General features: G+C 48.4%; 16 protein-coding genes. 8 read left to right on the top strand and 8 right to left on the bottom strand.

Annotation, left to right across the window (positions count from 1 at the left end; all coding sequences use genetic code 11):
* Positions 1–94 precede the first annotated feature (94 nt).
* On the bottom strand, positions 95–463 hold the full coding sequence (locus tag GM173_RS02680) for a hypothetical protein (protein WP_203569777.1): 369 nt from the start codon (positions 461–463) through the stop codon (positions 95–97).
* Between the two features lie 134 nt (positions 464–597).
* Between GM173_RS02680 and GM173_RS02675 the strand changes: the two genes are divergently transcribed.
* Entirely contained in the window at positions 598–1,626 is a 1,029-nt protein-coding gene (locus GM173_RS02675; RefSeq protein ID WP_203569776.1) for an imelysin family protein, read from the top strand.
* Between the two features lie 57 nt (positions 1,627–1,683).
* On the opposite strand, the gene GM173_RS02670 is transcribed toward GM173_RS02675, so the two are convergent.
* The 4 genes from GM173_RS02670 to dnaB form a co-directional block, all read right to left on the bottom strand.
* Positions 1,684–2,010, bottom strand: coding sequence for a DUF805 domain-containing protein (locus GM173_RS02670; RefSeq protein WP_203569775.1), 327 nt, complete (start codon positions 2,008–2,010; stop codon positions 1,684–1,686).
* Positions 2,011–2,078: 68 nt separating this feature from the next.
* Entirely contained in the window at positions 2,079–4,814 is a 2,736-nt protein-coding gene (locus GM173_RS02665) for a DNA translocase FtsK (RefSeq protein ID WP_239078215.1), read from the bottom strand.
* A complete protein-coding gene (locus GM173_RS02660) occupies positions 4,811–5,182 on the bottom strand; it encodes a cupin domain-containing protein (RefSeq protein ID WP_203569774.1) in 372 nt (123 codons plus the stop codon). The genes GM173_RS02665 and GM173_RS02660 overlap by 4 nt, the downstream gene beginning before the upstream one ends.
* Positions 5,183–5,195: 13 nt before the next feature.
* Complete coding sequence (dnaB, locus tag GM173_RS02655) at positions 5,196–6,641, bottom strand: replicative DNA helicase (RefSeq protein ID WP_373309324.1); 1,446 nt, start codon at positions 6,639–6,641, stop codon at positions 5,196–5,198.
* A gap of 48 nt (positions 6,642–6,689) precedes the next feature.
* On the opposite strand from dnaB, the gene GM173_RS02650 reads away from it, so the two are divergent.
* The 6 genes from GM173_RS02650 (at position 6,690) to GM173_RS02625 (ending at position 11,712) form a co-directional block, all read left to right on the top strand.
* On the top strand, positions 6,690–7,118 hold the full coding sequence (locus GM173_RS02650) for a type II toxin-antitoxin system RatA family toxin (RefSeq protein WP_203569773.1): 429 nt from the start codon (positions 6,690–6,692) through the stop codon (positions 7,116–7,118).
* Between the two features lie 84 nt (positions 7,119–7,202).
* Positions 7,203–7,514 (top strand): RnfH family protein, encoded by a 312-nt coding sequence (locus GM173_RS02645; RefSeq protein ID WP_203569772.1) that lies wholly within the window; start codon positions 7,203–7,205, stop codon positions 7,512–7,514.
* Positions 7,515–7,974: 460 nt separating this feature from the next.
* Positions 7,975–8,751, top strand: a complete 777-nt coding sequence (locus GM173_RS02640) for a Tll0287-like domain-containing protein (RefSeq protein ID WP_203569771.1) — start codon at positions 7,975–7,977, stop codon at positions 8,749–8,751.
* A 96-nt stretch (positions 8,752–8,847) separates the two neighbouring features.
* On the top strand, positions 8,848–11,205 hold the full coding sequence (locus GM173_RS02635) for a heavy metal translocating P-type ATPase (RefSeq protein WP_203569770.1): 2,358 nt from the start codon (positions 8,848–8,850) through the stop codon (positions 11,203–11,205).
* A complete protein-coding gene (locus tag GM173_RS02630; protein ID WP_239078214.1) occupies positions 11,202–11,426 on the top strand; it encodes a heavy-metal-associated domain-containing protein in 225 nt (74 codons plus the stop codon). Before GM173_RS02635 ends, GM173_RS02630 begins: the two co-directional genes overlap by 4 nt.
* Entirely contained in the window at positions 11,410–11,712 is a 303-nt protein-coding gene (locus GM173_RS02625) for a metal-sensitive transcriptional regulator (RefSeq protein WP_239078212.1), read from the top strand. Before GM173_RS02630 ends, GM173_RS02625 begins: the two co-directional genes overlap by 17 nt.
* A gap of 106 nt (positions 11,713–11,818) precedes the next feature.
* On the opposite strand, the gene bioB is transcribed toward GM173_RS02625, so the two are convergent.
* Positions 11,819–12,817, bottom strand: a complete 999-nt coding sequence (gene bioB, locus GM173_RS02620) for a biotin synthase BioB (RefSeq protein WP_203569769.1) — start codon at positions 12,815–12,817, stop codon at positions 11,819–11,821.
* Between the two features lie 102 nt (positions 12,818–12,919).
* Between bioB and GM173_RS02615 the strand changes: the two genes are divergently transcribed.
* Positions 12,920–13,606 carry a ComF family protein gene (locus GM173_RS02615; RefSeq protein WP_203569768.1) on the top strand — a complete coding sequence of 229 codons (687 nt, stop codon included), beginning with the start codon at positions 12,920–12,922 and terminating at the stop codon, positions 13,604–13,606.
* A gap of 10 nt (positions 13,607–13,616) precedes the next feature.
* Here GM173_RS02615 and GM173_RS02610 read toward each other — a convergent pair whose 3' ends face one another.
* Positions 13,617–17,498: a translocation/assembly module TamB domain-containing protein gene (locus GM173_RS02610; RefSeq protein ID WP_203569767.1), complete on the bottom strand. Its 3,882-nt coding sequence runs from the start codon at positions 17,496–17,498 to the stop codon at positions 13,617–13,619.
* Positions 17,498–19,324: an autotransporter assembly complex protein TamA gene (locus GM173_RS02605; RefSeq protein WP_203569766.1), complete on the bottom strand. Its 1,827-nt coding sequence runs from the start codon at positions 19,322–19,324 to the stop codon at positions 17,498–17,500. Before GM173_RS02605 ends, GM173_RS02610 begins: the two co-directional genes overlap by 1 nt.
* Positions 19,325–19,807 lie beyond the last annotated feature (483 nt).

The raw sequence follows: 19,807 nt of genomic DNA, 5'->3' as shown, positions 1-19,807 counted from the left end.
AAGGTAGTTCCAAATTAATTTTAAGAATTTTTAAATAGGCAGTTATTGTACGCCAACGCTAGCAATGTGGCAGCATTGCACATCACTTCAAACTTCACTCAGCGCTGGCTTGGGCACGTTCGGCTTCAAGCTTAGCGACTTCAGCCGCTTTCATTTCGGCACGCTTCACCGCAATTTTTGGGCGCAAGATATTCATCATCGCCACATCACGTACCCACATCAAGAACAACAACCACGCTACCAGAATACCCGCGTAAATCATGTTCTCAGCACGAATCTGCGGCGCAAAACGATCAATCAATGGATTGATGGCAAACTGTACACTACCCAATACCGCCAATAATAAAAACACCGTCGACATCGCACGTTCTTTGATGAAGGTGCCGCGCAACAACACTCGTTGGTCCCAGCGTGTCAAACCTTGTAGCTCGGGCACATCGTCGGGGCGAATATAAAAACTCATTTTACTTCCTAGTCAATAGAATCAAAAAATTGCGGGCAATTATACAAGCCGATTGACGTTTGGACTTGAATAAATTTACTGACACCACAAATGGGCTGTGGTATCAATTACGCATAATAATGAGGAGACCAACCATGCAACAAATAATTCCTTTTGCACTTTCAGCACTTTTATTGCAAGGCGTAGTTCACGCAGAAAATGCTTCCGCCCCTGCGACAGAACTCAAACGAGTCACGGCACCAGAATTGAGCATGGCAATCATGCGCGAAGTCGTTATTCCAAACGTTGCCGCATTGAAACAAGAAGCTGAAGCCTTAAAAACCAGCAGTGCTCAATTATGCAAACAACCCACTGAAGAGCACCTCACATCGGCCCAACAAGCCTACCTCAGCACCCAATTAGCATGGCGTAAAATTGAAATCGCGCCAATTGGCCCGACCAACAATGTCAATAATGGTCGTTTTTTTGAAGCGCCTCCCGCGCCACTAAAAGACATACTGGAACAAAGCAAGAAAACGCCTGACCGCACCATGGTCGATGGTGAGGCCTACCATTACGGCCGCGAGTTACCTGATGGCACCGTTGGCATGCCAGCCATTGCTGCACTCCTATTTAATGGCAAGCCCATTGAAACACTACAGCTCTTAAAACAAGATAAAAACTGCGCTTATTTACAATGGCAAACACAAGTTGTTTTACAACAAGTCACCACCCAGCAATACGAGTGGCATGGCTTAGTTCGCGGGGTAGAATATGATTTATCTTACCCAGGGCAGTTTGTCGTCGAGTACCTTAACCAAATCATCGCAGGAAGTAGCAGCATTCGCACCAGCAAACTCAACGGTGGCGTTGATGCGTGGCAAGATGCTAAAACGCAAACCACAGCGGCGGGAATTAAATCCAATATTGCTGGCTTAACGCTCTTACTCGAAGGCAAAAACGGCGGCCTCGGGCTAGATGATTACCTGATTTCCCGCGACAAAGCTGCAATTTGGCAAAAAGTGTCACGCCAACTGGCACAACTGCAGTCGGCTGGTGCCGCACTGGAAACTTCACTGAACCCCAAGACTGCCGCCAAAATCAACACAGCAGCAGATCAACTCGCGGCCACGCTCAAAACCGAAGTCGCCCCGGCACTTAATATTCGAATTGGTAAAAAGTAAATCATAATAAAAAAGACCAGCGTCTTAGCTGGTCTTTTTTATTGATAAACAATTGATTTAAAGTTCATTATCAAATCGATTCGGACCGTTTCCCTCTTGCGCCATCCAGATAATCAAAATGATCCAGCCAATCAGAGGCACAATCCCAATCAACTGCCACCACCCACTTCGATTGGTATCATGCAAACGCCGAGCACCAACGGCCAGCGATGGCAGCAGCGTTGCAATTGAAAAAAGCGCGGAGGCCGTTTCGCTTACCATAGACAAAGCCAGACTCGCCAAAGTCGTAAACAGTACAAACCACCAGAACTCAGGGCGCGTTGCGCGGCCTTTAAAATCTGCATACTTACTAAAACAAATCTTAATTGATTCTTCAAATTTCATCATTTGCCCCTACTTTAATTTAAGCCCCATCAAACCACCAAGCCCCACACAAGGCAAGCGTAAGTAATTTATTCTGCCAGCGGTGGCGCTAAAACGGTACGGTTGCCACTACTTTCCATAGGACTCACCAAGCCAGCAGCCTCCATTTGCTCAATCAAGCGTGCGGCGCGATTGTAGCCAATTCGCATCTGACGTTGCACCCCAGAAATCGAAGCGCGGCGGCTTTTTAACACCAAAGCCACGGCTTCATCATACAGCGGATCAGCCTCTTCACCGTCACTAGCTCCACTCGACCAGCCACTACCTGCCCCATCCTCGCCAACTACTGGATGCAAGACGCCTTCAACATAGTTCGGCTCACCCAATTGCTTGAGGTATTCAACGACACAGTGCACTTCAGCATCGTCAACAAAAGCACCATGAATCCGAGTTGGGTAGCCCGTTCCCGGCGGCAAGAACAACATATCGCCCTGCCCTAGCAAAGCTTCAGCGCCCATTTGATCCAGAATGGTTCGACTATCAATCTTGCTCGATACTTGGAACGCAAGACGCGTTGGAATATTCGCTTTAATCAAACCCGTAATCACATCCACCGACGGACGCTGCGTCGCTAAAATCAAATGAATCCCAGCCGCACGTGCTTTTTGTGCCAAACGCGCGATTAGCTCCTCAATTTTTTTACCCGCGACCATCATCAAATCAGCAAACTCATCGACCACCACCACAATCAGTGGCAAATGCTCGAGCGGTTCGGGGTCTTCTGGCGTCAACGTAAATGGGTTGGTTAACTTCCTACCTTTTGCCGCCGCATCGGCGATTTTTTGGTTAAAGCCCGCCAAATTACGCACGCCCAGCGCACTGAGCAAGCGGTAGCGCTTTTCCATTTCACCAACACACCAATTGAGCGCATTGGCAGCCAATTTCATATCAGTGACAACCGGGGCCAGTAAATGCGGAATGCCCTCGTAAATCGACAACTCCAACATTTTCGGGTCAATCATAATAAAGCGCACTTCATCAGGAGTCGCTTTAAATAAAATCGACAAAATCATCGCATTCACACCGACTGATTTACCCGAACCGGTCGTCCCCGCCACTAACATATGCGGCGTTTTCGCTAAATCCGTCGCCACTGGCAAGCCGGTAATGTCTTTGCCAAGTGCAATCGTAATCGGTGAAGTTTGCTGCTGATACTCCGGTGCCGACAATATCTCAGAGAGGCGAATCATTTGCCGCGTTGGATTGGGCAACTCTAAGCCCATGCAGGTTTTACCCGGAATGGTTTCAACAACCCGCACGGCAGCCACGCCCAATGAGCGCGCTAAATCTTTGGCAAGATTCACCACTTGCGCACCGCGAACACCCATTGCAGGCTCGACTTCAAAGCGAGTAATCACTGGCCCCGCGTACGCATCGAGCACACTAACTTTGACTTTAAACTCAGTGAGTTTTTCCTCGATCAAAATACTGCGTTCCAACAAGTCGTCTTGCGTGACTGTTTGCTTGGCTTGTAGTGGTGGTCGCAGTAAATCCAGCGGCAAGCACAAACCATTTTCACACTCACCCCAAGCTGAATGCGGCTTAGTCGCGGCGACTGAAGCACTAAGTTCATCCGGTCGCAAAAAATGCGTTGGCCGCGCTGGGGGCGGCGGCACGACTTGCACCTGCGGCACGGGTGGTAGTTGCTCTGGTACGGGATAAAAGACCGACTCTGATTCAACTAACTCAATCGATTCGACCACCGAACTGATATTAGATACTGGTACAAGCTCGGGAGCTTGAGATGGCGAGACTGGAATATGCGCGACCTCTTCCTGCACCTGCCCAGCAAAATCACCAGGTATACCTTCCAAAGCTTTGCTTGAAATTTGCTGTGAAGCCATACCCCCAAAAGAACCACGACGAATCGTCACCACTGGCGGTGCCAATGGCGGTTTTACTCCAATCGAAGCGTTTTTAAGCGGCGTAGTCGATGCTGCGGCTTGCGGTGGCATAATTTTTGTTTCTGGCAAAGCCGTTCTTTTGGGATATTCAATCGGTTTGGGCTTAGCGTGAATTTCTTGCAAACGACTGCGAATTTCTGAGGCATCAATAATCGGCAATTCAACGGGCGGCGCTTTACTGGGCATTTTTGCCCCTTCAGCCGCTAGTTTGCGCTGACTGATCGCGAGGTTCGCTTGAATTTGTTGCAAATCAATCGTCGGCAATTCACGCCGTTTAGGCATCGGAGAATATTCAGGAGCAGGCGCAGCTGCTTGCGCAGTAGTCGCTGATGCAGCCCCCCCCTCAAACTGAGCAGAGGATTTTGCCGCTGCTGAAGTTCGCGCATAGTCCACAGCGGATGTCGCTTGCTGAGTGATTGGCGCGGCTGCTGTAGCTGCTTGTTCTGACTTAGCCGGCTCTGACGTAGCTTGCGGCATAATAGCGTGTCGAGTTTGGCGTGGCTGAGTTGGCACGATACGTTCCGACGCCGCCACTGCTGTAGGCCGTGCGGTCTCGGCAGAACGCAAAATCGGATCGAGCTCTGGCTCGACCCGCGTCATTTCATACTCAAACCCATCAGCATCACGCGTGCCCAGCTCTTTCATTTTGCCCACTGCTTGTCGCAATGTTGCTAAGCCTTTATTCGCGGCATTGACTACCGGTGACAACGGCAACTCAAACAAGCGATCAATTGCGGGGCCAGACTCTTCGGGTGGAGTCGGAGGGCGATGCTGTTCAGTAAGCTGTCTCGCAGCATCGTCTGACAGATCGCCATCGAGTTTTTTATTTAATGTTTCAAATAGACTTTTAATTTTTTTCATTTTGACACAACAGCAGAACGATCCAGTACCACGAAATATTTGCGAACCGCTTCTTGAACCTCAAAGCGTCCACGAAAACCGGCGGGGATCACCGCAGCTTCACCCGCTTTCACCACCACACCATGCTCCGACTCATCCCACAAGCAAACCTGACCTTCAATCACGCAAAAAAATTCTTCCTTATCAGCGGCAAACTGAATCCGCCACGAGCCCACTTCACAAGCCCAAATCCCACACGATAATTGCCTATCATCGCTTTCATAGTGCGTCCACGTAGTACGCTGTGGATTGCCAGTCACTAGGCGATCAGGGCGTGGAAAATCAATACTAGCAGCAACATGCTGCTGAAAATGCGTAATTACCGACACAAGTACTGACCCTTTATTCCAAATCGCTCGACCAGCCTTCCGGTCGCATCAAAGCATTATCAAAACGTGAATGCATACCTTGGAATACCAGCGGAATCTTGCCCGTTGGGCCATTCCGGTGTTTACCTAAAATGCACTCGGCGATCCCTTTAAACGGACTATCTGGGTTGTAGTACTCGTCACGATATAAAAACATGATCAAGTCCGCGTCCTGCTCAATCGCCCCCGATTCACGCAAGTCGGACATCATTGGGCGTTTATCAGTACGCTGCTCAACCGAACGAGACAGCTGCGAGAGCGCAATAATCGGGCATTTCAACTCACGCGCCAGACCTTTCAACGAACGAGAAATTTCCCCGAGTTCAGTGGCGCGGTTTTGATCTTTTGCACCGGAACGTCCTGCCATCAATTGCAAGTAATCAATCACAATCAGGCCTAACTGACCACCGCATTGGCGCGCTAATCGGCGTGATTTGGTACGAATATCCAGCGCAGTCAAAGCCCCCGTTTCTTCAATAAAAATCGGCGCCTCCGAGAGTTTGCCCACTGCATGCGTCAGACGCAGCCAATCATCGTCTTCAAAACGGCCGGTTTTCAATTTATGCATATCGATCTTGCCGACCGAGCCGACCATCCGCATCCCCAATTGCGCCGCGCCCATCTCCATTGAGTAAATCGCCACCGGCAATTTACTGTCAATAGCAACGTTTTCAGCAATATTGATCGAGAACGCCGTTTTACCCATCGACGGACGGCCGGCGACGATAATCAAATCGCCGCCTTGCAAACCAGAAGTCATTTTATCGAGGTCAATAAAACCCGTTGGCGTGCCAGTAATTTCGGAAGGATTGTCTTGTTGATACAGATAATCGATGCGCTCCACGATTTCTTTCAAAATCGGCGGCATCGCAAAAAAGCCCTGACTACCTTTTTGGGATTGCTCGGCAATCATAAATACGCGTGATTCAGCTTCATCGAGCAATTGCTTGGCATCGCGCCCATCGGGGAAAAACGTAGCGTCAGCGATTTCGGTGGCAACGCTAGCCAATTGGCGCATCACTGATTTTTCGCGAACGATTTCGGCGTAGCGGCGAATATTAGCGGCCGAGGGGGTATTCTGTACTAAGGAGCCTAGATAGGCGAGTCCACCAACATACGCTAGATCATTGGTCGTATCGAGCGCTTCTTTAACGGTAATTACATCAGCCGGACGATTGTGCTCCACCAGTTTAATGATGGCTTGATAAATTCGCCGATGGTCTTCCCGATAAAAATCACCATCACCAATCACATCGGCAATTTTATCGAACGCGGCATTATCCAGCATTAAACCGCCCAACACCGACTGCTCGGCCTCAACTGAATGCGGCGGAATACGATAAACGGCAGTTTCGTCTTCACGCGAATTGACTTGATAGCTAGCTTGCATCTCGTTCACTTGGTCGGGATAATCAGTCATTTCTCAATCACAGGGTAGATTAGCTCGCTATTTTACCCCTTCATCGCCATGCAGTGTTTACGCAAATCAGTTCTAGTTTCCCATTCGGCCCAAGAAATGTTCGATTTAGTCGATCGCGTCGAAGATTACCCACGATTTTTACCTTGGTGTGGCGGCGTGGAAGTTCACGAACGCAGCGAGGAAATTTTGGATGTCACCATTAAAATTGAATTTTTAAAGGTAAGTACCTTTTTCCGCACCCGTGACACTAAAAGCAAAAATGAAATCGTCATGCACTTTGTCGATGGGCCGTTTAAAACATTAACGGGAATTTGGCGGTTTACACCACTGCTAGAAGACGCCTGCAAGATCGAGTTTGAACTCGATTACGAATTTTCAAGTCGCACGCTGGATGCGATTATCGGCCCGGTGTTTGGCAAAATCACCTCGACTTTTGTCGATGCTTTTGTCAAAGAAGCGGATCGTAAATACGGCTAAATAGCCAGAATCACTGCACGTATACCCTTTAAGGCAATGATTTTAAAGCCATAGCAAGCAATACCCAACAAAGGACACCTAAACATGAGCGAACTCATCACCGTTGAAGTGGTTTACGCCACGCATGGCAAACAAAAACTCTGCAGCATTAAAGTACCCGTCGGCACAACGGCGCAAGAAGCTATTCACAAATCCGGCATCTTGAACGAGTTTCCTGACATTGATCTGAACACGCAAAAAATTGGCATTTTTGCCAAAGCAGTCAAACTGGACACCGTTTTACGCGCCAAAGACCGCGTAGAAATTTACCGTCCACTAATCGCTGACCCGAAAGAGGTGCGCCGCCAACGCGCGGAAGCTGGCAAAGTGATGAAAAAAGGCGGTGGCGAAGCATAGCTTTTGCAAGCATCGCTAACCTACCCGCACAGGAATAATTGTTGTAGCAAATGGCGACGAACTAGCTCATGCGGGGCATTTCTAATATGCGCGCTTATCCCAGCGCAGTCTCCCCAAAAACAAGTAGTTAGATTAATCAAAAATGAGCCCGGTGTGATGGCTTTCACACTGGGATGGCGAGCACAGCGCCAACTGAACATGACTTGCAATATGTGTCATACCTTACTTCAAACCTAAAACTACCAAGCCAACTCCCCTCAGCAAACGAATAAAACCACAAAACCAGCAGCTAGACGTAAGTACTTTCCTTTACATTACTCAGTTTGATCACTAGAATTGCCAGCCGATTACTTACAACAATCGCATAAGCTCGTATTGCAGTGAGCGAATTTCAGCTGCCTGTTGACAACACGGGCAAATTTCAAGCCCCACCAGCGTCTAACAAAATGGAACCATAGTTATGGCAGAAAGAAGAATTTCGTTTTTTTCCATCGTCCTCATCATGGCCTTACTCTGCGTCACTATTTATGCGTCTGGCGAAGCGATTTATCGCAATCAAGCGGTTGCGCAAGCCAGAACCGTTGCCGACATGGTAGAGAATATTGGCAAATGGGCTTCAACATTCGGTGGCATGTGGATTAAGAACAATAAAGGCAAAGAGTTAGACTTAGGCTCGCATTTAGATACGATGATCGTCACGCCATCGATTGCCAACTCTAGCGAAATTAGCAGCAGCGAGGCCGATGAGATTATCCAATTTCATCTAAAAAACCCGGCTCTGATCCAGCGCGAAATTTCTGACTTTACTGAAAAGTCATCGTCTACCACCAAATTTAGAATTACTTCCGATAAGTTTATGAATCCGAAAAATGCACCGACCGGATTTGAAACAACGGCGATGAATGAAATTCGCAAAAATAATAGTAAAGAGTTTTATACCATCAGTGACGGGCAACTACGCTACGCTCGAGCACTCGTCGCCACGGAAGCCTGCATGCGCTGTCACGACACCCCGGCTAAAGCGCCCGCCTCTGTTCGCGACTTGTACCCAAATCAAGGCTATGGCTATGAAGTCGGTAAAGTTTCTGGCGTGATTTCAGTTACGGTGCCCTACACTTTTTCACTCATTGAATTGATTAAAGATCTTTCTCTTTGGTTTTGGCTGGCGGTAAGTGCACTCGTTGTCACGATTTTATCTCTGTCGCGCAAAAAAACGGCCGAACACCTCAACGATTAAGCCCCACGATAATGGAGCCAAAGCAGTAGCAAAAAGTTTGGCTCCATCGCAATATACCCCTTGCAGGTATATCCGAAGCAGCCTAAGATACCCTTCATGGGTATCAATCAGAACATTCCTTTTAATAGCGCCCCCATCGATATACCTATCGAGGGCATGACTTGCGCGGCGTGCGCGCAGCGAGTCGAAGCGGCGCTGAATCGAATGGATGGGGTGACAGCCTCCGTCAATTTCGCCAGCGAGTCGGCGCAAATCCAGAGGAACCTACAAAATCACCCCCTCAAACAGCTGATTGCAGCGATCGAGAAAACAGGCTACAGCGTACCAATGACAGAAGTAGCCATTTCCATTCAGGGCATGACATGTACAGCCTGCGCTGCGCGCCTAGAAAAAGTACTTAATCGCCTACCTTATATTGATGCGCAAGTGAATTTCGCCAATGAAACAGCACGTATTGTTGCACCAGAGGGTAATCTACAACTAGATGCGATTACCAATGCGATTCAAAAAGCAGGATTTAGCAGTGCTCCAATTGAAACGCAGACTACACAAAAAACAGCACAGCAAACTTGGAATCTGCTAATCGCTACCCTATTTACCTTCCCTTTTTTGCTTGAAATGAGTGGCATGTTGTTGGGACGCCACGCTTTTATTCCACTGCCACTACAATTTGTATTTGCCACTATCGTGCAATTTATCCCAGGATTGCGCTTTTATCGAGGTGCCTATTTTGCCCTCAAGGGCGGCGCAGCCAATATGGATGTCTTAGTTGCTCTGGGCACGACGATGGCATGGGCTTACAGCGTGTGGGCTTGGCAGCAAGGGCGCCACGACGTTTATTTTGAGTCCAGTGCCGCTATTATTACGCTGGTGATACTCGGTAAATGGCTAGAAAGCCGTGCCAAACAAAAAACCGCTAGCGCAATCAGTGAACTTTTAGCGCTCCAACCACAAACGGCTCGCGTTTATCGCGACGATCAATGGATTGAGCTCGCCATCAATCAAATCACTATCGGTGACACTTTAATGGTTCGCGATGGTGAAAGTGTTGCAGTGGATGGAAAGATTCTGAGTGGCAGAGCATCAATGGACGAAGCCATGCTAACTGGCGAATCCATTCCGGTCAGCAAATCAGTTAACGATGCCGTCTTTGCGGGCACCCGCAGTACACAGGGCAGCATCACGATTGCCGCCACCAGTATCGGCAGCCAAACCCAACTCGCCGCCATCATTCGCATGGTGCGCCAAGCGCAAGGCAGTAAAGCGCCAATTCAACAATTGGCTGATCGTGTGGCAGCCATTTTTGTGCCATGCGTGCTGGCGATTTCAGTACTCACTTTTATTATTACGTGGTTTTGGCTCGCCAATCCTAGCACAGCACTCATTCATGCCATCGCCGTACTCGTCATCGCGTGCCCTTGCGCGCTGGGTCTTGCGACGCCAACCGCTATCATGGTCGGCGTCGGCTTAGGCGCACAGCACGGTTTATTATTCCGTAACGCCAGCGCGCTCGAACTGGCAAGCCAGATTGATACCTTAATCGTCGACAAAACCGGCACGCTCACCCACGGTAAACCCGAGGTCAGCGAAATGATCGCGATGCTTGGCAGTGAAACCGAGTTAATTCAAATCGCCGCCAGCATCGAAGCGCACTCGCAACACCCCCTCGCGCATGCTTTGCTCGCCGCCGCCGAGCAGCGCAAAATCAAACTCAGTCCAGTCGATGATATTCAAAGTGACGCCGGGCTAGGGATACGCGGCAGAATTTCAAATATGGTCTACCAAATTGGTCGCCCCGATTGGGTTTGCCGATTGCAGGAGTCAGAACAAGTTCAAGTTGAGCGCATGTCGCAAGCGGGGCAAACCGTCATTGCGGTTTCAAGTCATCAGCAATTAATCGGGCTGATTGGCCTCAAAGACACACCACGCGCGGCGGCCAAAGCTGCGGTGCAATCACTGCAAGCGGCCGGCATCAACGTGATTATGCTGACGGGTGACAATCTCAACACCGCCAAAGCGATGGCCGACTCGCTCGGCATTAGCCAATTTTTTGCCCAAACCAGTCCCAAAGATAAAGCAGAAAAAATCACACAGTTACAAGCCGCGGGCCATAAAGTCGCAATGGCCGGCGATGGCATTAATGACGCCCCAGCGCTTGCTGCTGCCGACGTTAGTTTTGCCATGCAAAGTGGCGCTAGCGTCGCGATTGAAACCGCCGACATCACCTTGATGCACAACGACATAACCCACGTCGCCGCCGCGATTCGCTTATCTAAAGCCGCCTTACGTAAAATCCGCCAAAACCTGTTTTTCGCTTTCATCTACAACATTATCGGCATCCCATTTGCAGCCTTGGGTCTACTTAACCCGATGATTGCCGGTGCCGCGATGGCAATGTCGTCAATTTCAGTCGTTAGCAATGCGCTCTTGTTAAAGCGCTGGAGACTTCAATGAGTGAGAACAAAATGGAAACCGTAGAAATTCAAATTGAAGGCATGACTTGTGGTGGCTGTACAGCCAGCGTAATGCGTGTCCTGCAAGCCGTGACAGGGGTGCAGTCGGCCAATGTCACTTTAAACCCAGGCGCGGCACTCGTCGTGTTCGACGCCAATCAAACCAGCCGTGTCGCGCTGGAAACTACCATAGAGGAAGCTGGATATGCCATCAAGCACTAAAACCCAAGATAAAACTCAATTGCCACGTCCCAACAAGGATTTGCTGGTGAAGCGCCTGAACCGCATCGTCGGTCAAGTTTCAGGTATCACCCGCATGGTTGAAGAAGAAAAATACAGCGGCGACATTCTGAACCAAGTGGCTGCGGCACGCTCAGCGCTCGATGCTTTGGGCTTGATTTTGCTAGAACAACAAACTCAAGACTGCATTTCTCAGGCCTTGAAAACCGGCAATGGTCAAGAAGCCGCCGAGCAATTGATGCAAGTGGTAAAGAAAGTTCGCGGTTAATTCAAACTGACCGCCATCAAAAAAGCCCGCAATCGCGGGCTTTTTAATTTTTAACAGGTATTCACCTGTGACCATTACATATCAATCACTAGCAAGCAATACCCACTCAAAGTGGCAATAAATTCAATTTACGGAACAGCGCTTTATCGCCCTCGACTTCAGGATTACCGGTCGTCAATAATTTATCACCGTAAAAAATTGAATTCGCGCCCGCCAAGAAACACAAGGCTTGCATCGCTTCTGGCATTTGCTGGCGACCCGCAGAAAGTCGTACAAACGACTTTGGCATCGTGATCCGTGCAACCGCAATCGTCCGTACAAACTCAGTCCAATCAACCACTTCCGAACCATCTAACGGCGTACCGTCAATTTGCACCAAATTATTAATCGGTACTGAATCGGGCTGCGGATCCAAATTAGCGAGCTGCGCCACCAAACCCACGCGATCTAAACGCGTTTCCCCCAAACCCACAATACCGCCCGAGCACACGTTCAAACCGGCCTTGCGCGCCTTGCCCAGGGTATCGAGTCGATCAGCGTAGCTGTGCGTGGTGACGATTTCGCCGTATTTGGCCTCTGAGGTATCAAGATTGTGATTGTAATAATCCAGCCCCGCGTCTTTGAGTTGCTCGGCTTGGCCGTCTTTGAGCATGCCAAAGGTCGCACAGGTCTCTAAACCCAGCGCCTTAACGCCTGCGATCATTTTTTTAACTTCTTCCAAATCTTTATTTTTTGGTCCGCGCCATGCAGCGCCCATGCAAAAGCGAGACGAGCCATTTTCTTTAGCAATCGCCGCGGCCGCGATCACTTCATCAGCATCCATCAGCTTTTGCGTTTCCAAGCCAGTATCGTGGCGCGCGGATTGTGAACAATAGCCGCAATCTTCCGAGCATCCCCCGGTTTTTACCGACAATAGTGTCGAAAGCTGTACCCGATTGGCATCGAAATTGGCACGATGCACTGTTTGCGCTTGGAATAACAAATCATTAAATGGCAGTGCAAATAGCTCAGCAACGGCGGCCTCAGACCATAAAGTTTGCTCAGGATGCGGCGTAGCGCGTTTAAATTCGATGGTTTGAGTTGATGCTGAGGTTGAACAATTCATTCGCAATTTTCTCACAATGATTAAATACTAAAACTCGTACTAAGCGCATTTCGCGCTATCGCTCGCTACAGAATGCTTGCATTGTCCGAACGAGGCACTCAGTTGTCAAATTTTATCGACACTTTTTTAAACTACATTGCACCACATCAATGCATATTGTGTGCAGCACCAAGCTCGGCCGCGCTGTGCACAGCGTGTTACCCATCGCTACCACGCTGGGAGGCCAGCAATAGCTGCCCGCGTTGTGGGCATATCAATACCCAAGGGCACCTATGCGGCGCATGTCAAACAGCACCACCGGCATTTGATCGAACTTACGCCGCGTTTTTATACACCGAGCCTATTTCCTCACTAATTCAGGCTGCAAAATTTGCCAATCGTTGGTCGCTACTCCCCCCACTGGGTGCGTATTTGGCGCAAATCACTCCAGAAGAACAGCGCCCCAATCGGTTAATCGCCCTCCCTTTACACCCGGCTCGACTTCGAGAGCGCGGATTCAATCAAGCAGTTGAAATCGCCCGCCCGATTGCTAAGCTGCACCAGCTACCGTTGGAAATAGACACGCTACAAAGAATCAAAAACACCGAACACCAAGCCAGGCTCAACGCCAACGCCCGCTGGCAAAATATGCGTGGTGCATTTGTGTATTCTGGAAATTTAACAGGGCAACGAGTCGCCATCATCGATGATGTAATGACCAGCGGTGCGAGTTTAAATGCTGCAGCGAAAGCACTTAAACTCGCAGGTGCGATCGAAGTTCAAGCTTGGGTCGTCGCCCGAACCCCGTAATAACGAATATTTAGTCAAACTGACGAGTCCAATTCACATTGACCGAACTTGAATCGACCCCGATCCGCGATACAATTGACCAATTTCTCGACAATTGCAAAGAAAAGCTCACTGCATCACGCAAGCCATTAAAACTCTTTTCAAGCGACACACTCAGATTTTTAGCCAATTGCTTGGTCACCGAAACCACCTGAGTAGTGGTTCCATCAGACTCTTTAATCGAACTATAACCCGCATCATCCAAGCCAACCGTATTCAAAATATTGCCTGTTACACCGTTGCCTGTGACATCGCCCGTTGCCATTGAATTCAATAATTGCAAGACCAGCGCTCCGTCTGCCCCGCCGACATTAGCGACGCCATGACCAAACAGCAACCAAGACAGTTTTTCCGAATCCGGCACATTCGGCTCGGAAAAGAGCGTAACCCGAGGCGACTGGGCATTACCCTGCACACGAACACCCGCCTCAACCGCCTGATTACGACGCATCGCCAGCACATCCAAGCCCGGATTATCGATGGGTCCGACAAACGACAACACCCCTCGCTCAATATCCAATGTTCGCCCATAGGCGCGGAAAGTGCCTTTATCCACACTCACAGTGCCATTCGCACGAAGCGGTTGATTTGCTTGCGCGCGTAATCGTAATTGACCAATCAAATCCGCATCCAAGCCGTAACCGCGGAAGCGGAAGTTATTCCCAAGATCGACCGAGACTTCAATATTCATCGGAATGGTACGACTGGCGTCTTTTTGTTCACGCCCCAAAACAACAACATCAGCTGACAAACGTGGTACTTCATTTGAAACGAATTGGATATCACCTTCATCTGCGACAAATTGACCATTCACCTGCAAAGCACCATCTCTAAACTCAAGCGCACCTTGCCCACTCATGACCAACAACATATCCGGCTTACTAATCAAAGTAAATTGTTGAGCTTTCAATTTAGCTGAGCCGAGCAAACCGGTACCACCCAGCTCAATCACGCCAGAGCCCGTTAATTCGCCCTTGCCGCCTTTAAACCGCAGTGTTCGTAACTGGATCTGTTGATTCGACAACACAACGTCCAACTGACCGTCTGTCATCCGCAATCCAGTACTAGCATCACGCAAAGCCAAGCCTGAACCTTGAATCCCGCCAGTCATTTTCACTACCCCAGACTGAGCAAGCCGTTGCACATTGATTTTTGCGCTACCCGCCAATTGAATCGAAGGTCCCATAAAAGGCGACAACAAACTCAAATCAGGCAAATCACTGCGCAGCCCCATATTCAGAGCACTGCCCTCCGCCACCTGGAATGTACGCGGATCCAATAACGCCGATAGCGTAAAATCGGCATAGCCCAAACGCGGTGCTTTGATATTGCTCTGCAAATTGAGCTGATTATTGATGATTTTCGCGCTGAGCTGTAACTCGCTCATCTGAACCGCTTGGTTGACCGTACCATTATTTTGCAAGCCAATCTCACCGCTCACACGCTTTAAATTCAATTGCCCATTAATCGCATGGTCTTGTTTCAACGACCATGCGCCAGCCAAGATCAAATCGGTTTTAATGTCTTTATTGCCACTGAACGGCAACCAATCTGCGACGACGATGCTTTTTAACTCACCACTGGTATTCAGAACACCTTGATGCCAATCTAGATTATTCAGCTTGATACGACTTTGACCAATAAGTAACTCCGCCGCCCCCAACTGAAACTGCTCCGCAGAAGCCAACAAAGACGTTGGTGCCGATAAATGAAAGGGAAGTAATGCTTTGCCGTCGAATGATTTAATTTTGCCCTGCCAAACCAAAGCATCATTCAACGAGCCTTGCAAAGCAGTATTGAGCACCAGCGCTTGTTTTTGCTGCTGACCACTCGCGGATAATGTCAATTCGTGCGAGTTTCGGCTACCCGCGGCGAGCAAATTCGCTTTCTCAAGATGAATTTCATCGAACCGTAATTCAGCTAAATTCACCTGCAACTTCAGCGGACGCTGCAAATCAGCAGGCACATCGGCATGAATATCGGCCTGCTTAATACTTAAATCCCAAGGCGTTTTCAGCTGCTGAACTTTAAGATCACCCTGAATCTGCAAGGCATTAAACGCACCCGATAAAGCACCTTGCCCATCCAACAAGCCTGAAAAGCCAGCCCCTATCACGGCCAAATTCGGCATATGCAGCTGATAATTTAAACGATCGCCAGCTTGACCCAAACCTCCACTGACATCGATACGATTAGCGCCCAAGGCCAGCCATAATTGACTTTGCTGCAAACGATTCGGATTAAGTTTTAATTGCCCCTGCCCGGTGAGGGGCTCGCCATTAAACTGACTCTCTCGCAAACTGTAATTTAAATCAATCTGCAAACTCGGCTCAACTTGCCCATTAGCAACAAAATGGCCACCAATCCGCCCAGCAGGCACCGCAAAATAATCAGCTGGATTAAATCGTTGCAATTGCGCATTCAACTTAAAATCAAATGGCGACACTAAATTCACTTCACCACTGGCTAAGACCTGACTACCCGCTCGACTTAATTCCAGGCGGCGAACTGCAATCCGTCGCTGTTGTTGTGGCTTAATCCAGCCCATATCAATCGACGCCAGCGCTTTCAATCGAGCGTCTGATAACTGCCCTTTGATATCAGGTGCTAACCATGGCCCTTTGATCTGCAAGGTTCCGGCCATTTGGCTTGGGGGTTGCGGCGACCACAACACCGCCGGGTCTATCCCTTGTAAGCCAACTCTTAAATCTAACTGCTCATTAAAAATTCGACCGCTTGCGGTGATTTTGCCATTGCCACTTAACTGCAACAGCATGTTCTGAATTTCTAAGGTTTCACCTTTTAAGCGCAACGCGGCATTCAGATTACGTAAGGGCAAGCCTTGACGATCAAAGCTAGCGAGCTGCTGATTTTGCAAATTCAAGGTGATCTTTGCGCCGTCAGCGTTGGGTTTCACTTCTAAATCAGCGTTGATTTTCGCTTTTGGCGCAGCCGCATGAAACGCAGCGGGATTGATTTGGTTTAAACGTGCACGCCCATATTGCACCATCTGATAAGCATGCTCGGCAAACACATCCAGCTGTAGATCTACATTTGCGCTCACTTGATCAGCGTTCAAATCGGCCTTCACCTTCAGAGCGCGCAAATCACCCACAACATGGCCAACCGCTGTGAGTTTTCTGTTTTCCAGCTCGCCAGCCAACACAAATGAACCTGCAGTGGCAAAAGGCGCGATGCCATTTAAATTCAGTGCTGCGCTGAGCGTACCTTGCGGCGCACGAATTTGCTGCACACTTAAGCGATGGGATTGGCCATCACTATCTAGGCTAGCCTGAATATCTTTGAGTAAAGGTGCGCCAGAAATAGCTAGCTGAGCGATCTTGAACTGAATCAATCGCACACTGAATGGCAAGGTTAATCGAGTCGGCGGCGGCGTCGACTCTTTCATTGGCGGCTGCGGTTTTAAATTAACTTGCAGGACATCCAAATTCAATTCATTGATGTATAGCTTTCTAAGCAATATTGAATAAGGAGTCCAATCAAATACTCCGTAATTTAGCTTAATCTCCACATCATCGGTATCGACACGCAACTCTTTGACTTCAAGCCGAGACCAAAATGATCCTTGCAGCGATTTGAGAGTGACCACGCCACTGCGATTAATCACTTCAACTAAACGCGCTCGCCCATAGTCGGAATCGAGCCAAGTCAAAATACCCGCCAGCAGCAGTACGGTAAGAGCAATACTACAAATGGTTCCCCAAATCACGCCGCGTAGCACGCGCCGAATCAAACCGTATTTATGTGGCGTTTTTTTCTCTGGCAGCGCATCTAAAGCAGGGTCAACCACTTCAGCGGGCAGTTCGGATGGTTTACTCGGTTCTATCGACATTAAAATGCTAAGCCCATTGCAAATTCAAATCGCACCCTTTTTGACTCCAATCCGTAGGCTAAATCAGCACCAATTTGCCCCACCGGACTTTGCCATCGCGCACCGACACCCACACCGCCCACAGCATCAAAACTCTGCCAGTCTAATGCCGCATCGCCATAATCAAAGAACACGGCACCACGCCAATCTGGCGCAATCGGGTGCTGATATTCAATGGTCGATGTTGCCAATACTTGACCCGGTGCAGTCGATCCACCAGCGGGAACCCCCAAGGACTGATAGGCATAGCCTCGAACAGAACCGACCCCGCCAGCACGAAACAACGCATCAGACGGCACACCAAAAACATCTTGGCTAAATGTCTCGCCAAGCTCTAAACGCAATAGTAAGACGCCATCTTTGCCGATTTGATTGTATAAAATACCGTTGCCGTACAAACGCACAAAACTCACATCACTTAATAGATACTCACTCGCGCCACCGATTTCCCCTAAAGCTAAATAACCATTTTTCGGGTCTTTTTTGCTATCCAACTTACGCTGAATCCAGCGAAAATTTCCTGTTAATGATTTAGGGTTACTGGTTGTTCCATCATTCAGTTCGCGGCTTTCAGTGACATACTGCACCGACATAAAACGCTCAATATCGCCATCAGTTTTATTGCGCGACACACCAGTTCGATAGGTTTCTGATAGAAAACCTTGAATATCTGACCTTAAATAATCAAGATTGACATTATGCTCCCAGCCATCGGTTCCTCTCGGCAGCGTCACTCCAGTTGTCGCAGACTGTTCTTTCTGCGTTAATTGCAAGCTGGAGTTAAATACCCAAGCGCGATCCAAAAAGTTTAAATAGCGATATGCCACGCCAATTTGCGCGCCCACATTGGTGTTGTAACCAATATTGCTCGTGATTCGATGCAGCGGTGCTTCTTGTACATTGATGTGAATCGGTGCAATAAATGGCTCAGACTCCGATAAATCAACATCCACTAACACCGATGAAAAATGCGGCATATTCTGTAATTCAGTTTGCAGATTAACTAGATCATTACGTCGATAACCTTGGCCTGGATTAATTTGTACGCGATCCAGCACCAAGTGTTCCGGAAAATGATTTAAACCACGCACTTCCGTCGCCCCAAACACAAATAAAGGGCCACTATCGATATCGATCCGAAAATGAGCCGTATTCTGCAAAGGATCGATTTCGGCGCGGCTCTCACTCATTTTGCTAGCGGGGTAATCGCGCGCCAAAAAAGATGCCAAACTGCGACGCTTAAGATCATCCCAAGTGCGCTGAGTAAAAGGCTCACCGATCAATTCATCTCGGCGCTGATTAAATCGCTGCTCCAACACCTCTAAACGATCTGGGTTGTCTTCAATCGCTCCAGAAATATTGAGTTGCGCATCTTGGATACGTGCCACAGGGCCGGGCTCGACTTCAATCACCACCAGATTACGCTCACCGGTTTGCTCTAAACGGGCCTGAGTTTTGGAATTGAAGTAGCCCTCAGTTTCTAGCAAATTCGCAACAGAGACTGGCAAGTTATCAATCGCATGATTAAGCTGCTCTGGGGAGTTTCGCGGACTATTGCGCAGCGCAAAAATTTCCAAATGCCGCTCTAATAAAGCAGATACAGCCGATGGCGCACGCAAATCGATGCGAAAACTAAATGGCGCTTCAGTCTCAGTTGCAGCTTGAGCTGAATAATGAAATGCAACTGCCGCCAAACAAAATGCATTAAATAGTGGTTGGATTTGCAAGCAAAAAAACCAAGGCAAGAAGTAAAACGCGACTTTACCAAAATTGCAGCATGACCGCATGAGTGAATCAAAATTTGGCAAAAAAAAATCCCGACTTAGCTTGCATCAAAGATGCAAATTAGAGTCGGGCACAGGAGGATGGAGTCGATAACGCAACTTTCGTCGCGGTTACTACAGGGCACTACTAAAAACGTTGACGCTTAGCGATTTAAAGTCAGCTGAAAACCGTGTGATTTAACCAGCAACTTTTGTTGGAATTCGAAATTTTTGATCATTTTGATTAATGTACGCATGGTGTTTCTCCTTAAGTTAACCAGCTATCTCACTGGCCTTGCATTTACTGCTTCGATGAACGTACTTTATCAAAACTACTCAAACCACGCAAGTCATTTGGTAATTTTACTACCTAAAATATCATCATAACATGTAACTTAAAGTACAAAATTTTTAATAAATTCTTTATAAAACAACAAGAAAACAGTAACAACATTAAAAACAGCAAAAATAGCAGCACAACAACAATGTAGCAATACTACATAACAC

The sequence above is a fragment of the Deefgea chitinilytica genome (genome assembly GCF_016881405.1).
GTDB lineage: Bacteria > Pseudomonadota > Gammaproteobacteria > Burkholderiales > Chitinibacteraceae > Deefgea > Deefgea chitinilytica.
Note: the sequence above shows the minus strand (reverse complement) of the source record. Positions and strands in the feature narration are given on the sequence as shown.